9 protein-coding genes are annotated in these 7,490 nt (G+C 69.4%); 6 read left to right on the top strand and 3 right to left on the bottom strand.

The annotated features are described in order from the left end of the window. The 6 genes from ESP51_RS15605 to ESP51_RS15580 all read left to right on the top strand — a co-directional run. A partial coding sequence (locus ESP51_RS15605; protein ID WP_479683770.1) for an aggregation-promoting factor C-terminal-like domain-containing protein occupies positions 1-384 on the top strand: 384 nt, incomplete at its 5' end. Beyond that, positions 384-1,283, top strand: a complete 900-nt coding sequence (locus tag ESP51_RS15600) for an oxygenase MpaB family protein (protein WP_164990551.1) — start codon at positions 384-386, stop codon at positions 1,281-1,283. The genes ESP51_RS15605 and ESP51_RS15600, both read left to right, overlap by 1 nt. Continuing rightward, positions 1,207-1,701, top strand: coding sequence for an Lrp/AsnC family transcriptional regulator (locus ESP51_RS15595; protein ID WP_129521817.1), 495 nt, complete (start codon positions 1,207-1,209; stop codon positions 1,699-1,701). Before ESP51_RS15600 ends, ESP51_RS15595 begins: the two co-directional genes overlap by 77 nt. A 107-nt stretch (positions 1,702-1,808) precedes the next feature. Beyond that, entirely contained in the window at positions 1,809-2,930 is a 1,122-nt protein-coding gene (pdhA, locus tag ESP51_RS15590; RefSeq protein WP_129521816.1) for a pyruvate dehydrogenase (acetyl-transferring) E1 component subunit alpha, read from the top strand. Further along, the gene (locus ESP51_RS15585; RefSeq protein WP_164990550.1) at positions 2,927-3,952 is read left to right on the top strand and encodes an alpha-ketoacid dehydrogenase subunit beta; all 1,026 of its coding nucleotides are present in this window, start codon (positions 2,927-2,929) and stop codon (positions 3,950-3,952) included. The genes pdhA and ESP51_RS15585 overlap by 4 nt, the downstream gene beginning before the upstream one ends. Continuing rightward, positions 3,949-5,373 carry a dihydrolipoamide acetyltransferase family protein gene (locus ESP51_RS15580; RefSeq protein WP_129521815.1) on the top strand — a complete coding sequence of 475 codons (1,425 nt, stop codon included), beginning with the start codon at positions 3,949-3,951 and terminating at the stop codon, positions 5,371-5,373. Before ESP51_RS15585 ends, ESP51_RS15580 begins: the two co-directional genes overlap by 4 nt. 43 nt (positions 5,374-5,416) lie before the next feature. Here ESP51_RS15580 and ESP51_RS15575 read toward each other — a convergent pair whose 3' ends face one another. From ESP51_RS15575 to ESP51_RS15565, 3 genes are all read right to left on the bottom strand, one after another. Beyond that, entirely contained in the window at positions 5,417-5,926 is a 510-nt protein-coding gene (locus ESP51_RS15575; RefSeq protein WP_129521814.1) for a hypothetical protein, read from the bottom strand. Between the two features lie 106 nt (positions 5,927-6,032). Next, a complete protein-coding gene (locus ESP51_RS15570) occupies positions 6,033-6,530 on the bottom strand; it encodes a glutathione peroxidase (protein WP_129521813.1) in 498 nt (165 codons plus the stop codon). A gap of 26 nt (positions 6,531-6,556) precedes the next feature. Then, positions 6,557-7,273: an HNH endonuclease family protein gene (locus ESP51_RS15565; protein ID WP_241843201.1), complete on the bottom strand. Its 717-nt coding sequence runs from the start codon at positions 7,271-7,273 to the stop codon at positions 6,557-6,559. Positions 7,274-7,490 lie beyond the last annotated feature (217 nt).

Genomic DNA, 7,490 nt, shown 5'->3' with positions numbered 1-7,490 from the left:
GCCGCAGCTGCAGCAGCCGCGGCCGCCGGCGCCGGATCCGGCGCCGGCAGTGGCGCTCCCCCGCCCGGCATCGTCGTCGACCCGGCTGCCGCGAAGGCGTATGCGGCCGGCGCCATCGCCCGCTACGGCTGGGGCGACGGCGAGTACCGCTGCCTCGTGCTCCTGTGGACGCGCGAGTCGAGCTGGCGCGCCGACGCCTACAACGCCTCGAGCGGGGCCTACGGCATCCCGCAGTCCCTTCCGGGCAGCAAGATGGCGGCTGCGGGCGCCGACTGGCGCACCAACGCCGCGACGCAGATCGACTGGGGGCTCTCGTACATCGCGGCGCGTTACGGGTCCCCATGCGGCGCATGGGCGCACTCAGAGGCGTACAACTGGTACTGATGGCACCTCAGGACGAACGTGATGCCTTCCGCCGGCACGGAGCGGAAGGCGTGCTGCTCCTCGGCGGCGGGGCCGCGATCCTCCTGCAGCTCGCGGATCCCCGAGTGGCACGAGGTGTTGCACGGCACAGCGGTTTCCGCGAGCGACCGCTCGACCGTCTGCTCGGCACGCTCGACTACGTCTATGCGATCGGCTTCGGCGATGACGACGTCGCCGATGCGGCCGTGCGCACCGTGAACGCGCGGCATGCGCCAGTGCATGGGCCGGCGTCCCCAGAGCACCCCGAGTACAGCGCGTTCGACGCCGATGCGCAGCGCTGGGTCGCATCCACGCTGCTCGCGGTCGCACTGGAACTGCACGAACGGCTCTGGGGTCCACTCGACGCCGCGGCCGGAGACGCGATCGTCCGGAACTACGCCGCCCTCGGCCACCGGTTGCAGTCGGCCCCCGCCGGCTGGCCGGATTCCCGAGCCGAGTTCGACGCGTGGTGGGCCGAACGCCTCACGCGGCTCGAGGTCGGCGCCGACGCCCGATCGGTGGCCCGCTCGTTGCTCTCAGGAGCATCCGGCCTGCCGTTCGGCGCCGCTGCGTTCCTTCCCCTGGTGCGCATCATCACGGCGGCGCTGCTGCCGCCTGACGTGCGAGAGGCATATGGATTCCGGTGGACGCCCCGAGTCGAACACGTCGCGAACGGATGGCTCGACTCGATCGCGACCGTCTGGCCGTTCCTGCCCCGGATGATCCGCCACGCCCCAATGCACGCATCTCTCCGACGCGCGCGACGCCGCAGCCGGTACGCTGAGCTTGAGCATGAGGACGACGATGACCCAGCAACCACCGCACCGGAACGAGGCGCTCGACAACATCGATCGGCGTATCGTCGCCGAGTTGAGCCGTGATGGGCGACTCTCGGTGCGAACCCTCGCCGAGCGCGTGCACATCTCCCGCACCGCGGCGCACAATCGGGTGCAGCTGCTGCTGAAGCGCGGCGTGATCACCGGCTTCGGCGCGCAGATCGACCGCAAGGCCATCGGCCTGCACATCTCCGCGCTCGTCGTCGTGCGCATCGGTGAAGTCTCGTGGGAGGAGATCGCCGCGAAGCTCGCGACACTTCCCTTCGTCGAGAAGGTGCAGGCCGTCTCCGGCGACATCGACATCATGCTCACGGTCAGCGCTCCCGACCACGAGCAATTGAGCCAGGCGATCCTGCGCGACATCCACGACATGCCGGGCGTCGTCTCGACGAGATCGCACTTGATCCTCGCCGAACTCGACGGACACCCGCCCGCGCAGACCCTGGACATCTGGCACGCCTGAGCGCCGCGAACCGGACGCACGGCAACGCTTTCGTGCCCGCCGGGCCGATCGTTCACGCTTGCCGAAAAGGCGATGCGACGCCCTCGTGAGAGGCGCACCATGGCCTTATGAGCCTCAATGTCGAGCATGACGCAGCCCGTCGAGCCCTTCCCTCCGAGAAGCCGCTCCGGTTGCTCGACAATGCCGGGCACGCGGTCACCGGAGCCGCAACCGGCGGGTTCAGCCTGCCCGGCACCGAGACTCTCCTCGACCTCTACCGCAAGATGGTCGTCGCCCGTCGGTTCGACGTGCAGGTCACGGCACTCACGAAACAGGGCCGGCTCGCGACCTATCCCTCGGCGTACGGACAGGAGGCGTGCGAGATCGGCGCCGTGTCCGCGATCACCGCCGACGACTGGCTCTTCCCGACCTATCGCGAGAGCGTCGCACTGCTCACGCGGGGCATCGATCCGGGCGACATCCTGAAGTCCTTCCGCGGCGACTGGCACAGCGGCTACGACCAGCGCGCGCACCGCACCTCCCCGCAGACCACGCCCCTCGCGACCCAGGCGCTCCACGCCGTCGGCCTCGCGCACGCCGCGCGGTTGCGGCACGACCCGATCGTCGCACTGACCTTCATGGGCGACGGCGCGACGAGCGAGGGCGATGCCCACGAGGCGTTCAACTTCGCCGCGGTGTGGCAGACGCCCACGGTGTTCATCGTGCAGAACAACCAGTTCGCGATCAGCGTCCCGCTCGCGCGGCAGACGCACGCGGCCACGCTCGCCGACAAGGCGGTCGGCTACGGCATGCCCGGCTTCCACGTCGATGGCAACGACGTCGCCGCCATGTACGCCGTGACGCACGCCGCGGTGGATCGCGCGCGATCAGGCGGCGGCCCGACGCTCATCGAGGGGCTCACGTACCGGGTCGAGGCTCACACGAACTCCGACGACCCGACGCGCTATCGCCACGCCCGTGACGTCGAGCACTGGAAGCGGCGCGATCCGATCGAGCGGCTCGAGAAGTACCTCGTCTCCGAGGGCGCCCTCACCGAGGCGACGAGATCCGAGATCACGGATGCCGCCGAGGCGCTCGCCGCCCACACCCGCGAGGTCATCACCACCGAGGCCGAGCTCGATCCGCTCGAGCTCTTCGATCACGTGTACGCGAACCCGCGCGCGGCGCTGCTCGAACAGCGCGCCCGACTCGAGGCCGAACTCGCCGAAGCTGCCGCGGAGCCACGATGACCGCGACGAAGACGAGGAGCGGCGGCGGTGCGGCATCCGCGCCCACACAGCTCACGATGGCGGGCGCACTGAATGCCGCGCTTCGCGACGCGATGGCCGAGGACGACCGCGTCGTGGTCTACGGCGAGGACGTCGGTCCGCTCGGTGGCGTGTTCCGGGTGACCGACGGGCTGCAGCATCAGTTCGGCGACGAGCGCATCTGGGATTCGCCGCTCGCCGAATCGGGCATCGTGGGCACCGCGATCGGCATGGCGATCTATGGCATGCGACCCGTCGTCGAGATGCAGTTCGACGCGTTCAGCTATCCCGCGTTCGAGCAGATCGTGTCGCACGTCGCGAAGATGCGCAATCGCACGAAGGGGCGGGTGAGCCTGCCGCTCGTGGTGCGCATTCCGTGCGCGGGCGACATCGGAGGCGTCGAGCACCACTCCGACTCCTCGGAGTCGTACTGGGCGTCCACGCCTGGACTCACCGTGGTGATGCCCTCGAACCCGGCCGACGCCTACTCGATGCTCCGGGAGGCGATCGCGAGCGACGATCCCGTGATCTTCATGGAGCCGAAGAGCCGTTACTGGGCGAAGGCGCCGCTCGCGCTGCCCGTGACCACCGCGCCGATGCACCGCGCGCTCGTCGTCCGCGAGGGCTCGGACGTGACGCTCATCGGCTATGGCCCCACCGTGCGCACCGCGCTCGAAGCCGCCGACGCGGCAGTTGACGAAGGGCTCTCGATCGAAGTCGTCGACCTCCGCAGCCTCTCACCGTTCGACGATGAGACGGTGTCGGCCTCCGTGCGGAAGACCTCGCGAGCAGCCGTAATCCACGAAGCGGCGCAGTTCGGCGGCTTCGGCGCCGAGGTCGCGGCGCGCGTGACCGAACGGAACTTCTTCCACCTCGCCGCACCCGTGCTGCGGATCACGGGCTTCGACATCCCCTACCCGTCGCCGAAGCTCGAGGAATACCACCTCCCCACGGCCGACCGCGTGCTCGCGGCACTCGCAAGCTGGGAATGGGACCTCTCATGAGCCGTGCATTCATCCTCCCCGATCTCGGTGAGGGCCTCACGGAGGCCGAGATCGTCGCGTGGCTCGTCGAGCCCGGCGATGAGGTGGCGATCGACCAGCCGGTCGTGGAGCTCGAGTCGGCGAAGTCCGTCGTGCAGCTGCCGAGCCCGTATGCGGGCGTCGTCGAGACGCTCGGCGGCGAGGTCGGGCAGACACTGCACGCGGGCAGCGTGCTCATGACCCTGACGGGCGGCGCCGGTGACGCGGCCCCGCCGAGCGTACCTGCCGAAGCCGCCGTGGCGGAGCCGGCCGAGCGCGAGGCGGTCGAGGTCGCCGAGGCGACGGATGCCGCGACAGCATCCACCGCGTCTGAGGGCTCCGGCGCCGTGCTCATCGGCTACGGCACGCGCGAGTCGACGATCACGAAGCGGGCCCCCGGCACTCCCGCCCGATTCGGACGCCGCTCCCCAGGTGGCCCGGCGATCCAGCGACAGCAGGCTCCGGCGCGCCTCGATCCGGCGCGGCGCTCCCCCGTCGTCTCCCCCATCGTGCGGCGCATCGCCCGCGAGAACGGCTTCGATGCGAGTCAGCTCATGGGCTCCGGCCCCGACCATCTGGTGGTGCGCCGCGATGTCGAGTCGTTCATCTCCGAGCGGGCCGGCACGGAGACCGCCGCCCGCGGCGGCGCGCCGATCGAGGCACCCGAAACCAAGCCGAGCGCCGTCTCGCCGGCACCGCTCGCGAGCATCGAGGGCGATCGCCGCGTGCCGCTCGACCGCATGGCCCGAGCCGCCGCCGCCCATTTCACGCGCTCGCGCCGGGAGATCCCCGAGGCGACCGTGTGGGTGGATGTCGACGCGACCGAGTTGCTCGCCGCTCGCCGGCAGCTGCAGGACGCGACGGGTGAACGCTTCGGCATCACCGCCCTCGTGGCACGTTTCGTCGTCGCCGGATTGCACAAGCATCCGGCGCTCAACTCGAGCTTCGACGCCGCACGTGAGGAGATCGTCTACCACTCGGCCGTGAACCTCGGACTCGCCGCGCAGACACCCCGCGGACTCCTCGTGCCGGTCGTGCACGGGGCCGAGCGGATGTCGCTCCGCGAGTTGCGCGACGCCATCGCGTCCCGCACCGAGGAGGCCGAGAAGGGCGCGTTCGCGCCCGCGTCACTCACGGGCGGCACTTTCACGCTGAACAATTACGGCACGCTCGGGGTCGATGGCTCGGCGGCGATCATCAACCATCCAGAGGCCGCGATGCTCGGCATCGGCAGGCTCATCGAACGACCGTGGGTCGTCGACGGCGAGCTCGCCGTGCGCCGCGTCACGGAGCTCACGCTCTCATTCGACCACCGAGTGTGCGATGGTGCCGAGGCGGCCGCGTTCCTGACCTTCGTCGCCGCGTGCATCGAACGCCCGGTGTCGGTGCTCGCAGAGCTCTAACCTCGCATCGAGGCCATGCCCTCAGCCGCCAGAGGGGGGCGGCTCAGAAGAACTCGTCGGGCGTGCCCGCGGCACGCTCCACATCGCGGGTGTCCTGTCCGGCTGCTCGGAGCTTGGCGACGGCGACGCGCAGTCCCGACTCCATCTGGGCCGCCCAGGCGTCGGACTCGCGAGCGGTGACCTCGGCGGCTCGTGCGCGCGCCTCCGACGAGTCGGCACTCTCGCGTGCGTCGCTGACCTGGCGCAACGCGAGCGAGATGCCATAGTAGGCGGCGACCATCGTGGCGATGGGTGCCGCGATGATCGCGAGGGCGCTGATCGCGGCGCCGGTCGGGCTGAACGCGATGAGCAGCGCGAACGCGAGGAACAGCACCACGATGGCGGCGAGCACGACGAGCATGAATCGGAGGTCGCGGCTCCAGAACGTGGTAGCGCTGCGCTTCTCGGGCTCACCGGTTGGCTGCGACGGCGCGACTTCCTCGCCTTGCGGGGCGCCCATGACGACCGTGGCGGCTCCTTCATCGATGATCGGACGACGGTACGTGTCTGACATCCGTTCCTCACGCTCCCTGCAATCGGTAGACCCCCAATTGTGGGCCGCGCGCGATGAGCGGTCAAGGCAGCGCGCCGTGGGCTGCGTCACCCGCTGCGATGAACGGTCAGGCGGCCGCTTCGTCGGCGAGGCCGCGTTCGATGGCCGCGATGATCGCCGGATCATGCGGGAGGACGTCGGGGCGGAACCGCTGCACCTCACCGCCCGGCTGGATCACGAACTTCTCGAAGTTCCACTTGACGCGCCCGGCCTTGCCCCGGGCGTCGTTGACGGCCGTGAGCTGCGCATACAGCGGATGCCGGTTCCGGCCGTTGACCTTGACCTTCTCCATGAGCGGGAAGGTCACACCGTAGGTCGTGGAGCAGAACTCCTTGATTGCCTCGACGCCGCCCGGTTCCTGCCCCGCGAATTGGTTGCACGGGAACCCGAGCACGGTGAATCCGCGTGGCCCGTACTCACGCTGCAACGCCTCGAGCTGTTCGTATTGGGGCGTCAGCCCGCACTTCGAGGCCACGTTCACGACGAGTACCACGTCGTCGGCCCACTCGGCCAGTGAGGTCGGGTCGCCATCGATGGTCGTGAACGGGATGTCGCGAATGTCCATGCTTCAGCATACGTCCCGTCGTCGCCTCAGCAGTTCGCGAGGATGCGCCGGGCCGCGTCGACATCCGGTTGCGGCAGCGAGAGGTCGTACTTCGCGGTGACGTTGACGAAGTCGATGACGTACTCGCACCGATAGCCCTTGTTCGACGGCAGCCAGGCGGCGGGGCCGGAATCGCCCTTCTGGCTGTTCGCCGGCCCGTCGACGGCGACAAGGTTGTCGAAGTCATTCGCGAACGCGATGCGTTGCTCCTGGGTCCACTGCTGCGCACCTTGACGCCAGGCCATGCCGAGGGGGTAGATGTGGTCGATCTGCACCGCGGTGGAGGTGTCCTGCCCGCGCTGGAATGGAATGGTGGCACCCGTGTACGGATCGGCCAGGGTGCCGGTGAGCACGACGCAATCGCGAGTGTCGGGCTTGTACGTCGTGGCCGACAGATCCCGATCGAGGACGTCGTTGCGCTGGTCGCAGCCGTTGCGGTCGATGTCGATCCAAGCGGAACCGAACACGCCTTCGCGGTCGTAGCCCGTCATCGGGGCCTTGCCTTTCACCGTGATCGTGTCGAGTTCGGCGAGGACGGCGGCGGCATCCCCGCTCGTCTCGACCTCGACGCCGAAGGCGTCGTCGAGCGCGTCTGCGACCGGATTCCAGGCGCCGGTCCAGATGAGGAGTGCGGCGAAGAGGCAGGCGACGATGGCGCCGGGGAAGATTCGGGAGGAGCGGAGCATCAGGTCTTGGCGCGGCAATCGTTCGGGTGTCTTGGGGTGAGACGGGCGGGTCAACCCTATTGGGGCGTGACATCCAGGCCCGAACGCGACGCGCCCTCGCTCAGAATGCGTCGACGGGCCTTGGTCGAGCCGGTTGCCGACCGCTAGCTGCTTCGGTGTTCGAGCATGAGCAGGAACTGACGGGTGGGAATGCTTCGGAGCGTGTTGTGCGGAAGGGCAACACCGTCCGAAAACC

Origin of the sequence: Agromyces albus (assembly GCF_004134825.1) — a bacterium.
GTDB lineage: Bacteria > Actinomycetota > Actinomycetes > Actinomycetales > Microbacteriaceae > Agromyces > Agromyces albus.
The sequence above is the reverse complement of the archived record's forward strand: the minus strand, read 5'-3'. Positions and strand labels throughout refer to the sequence as shown.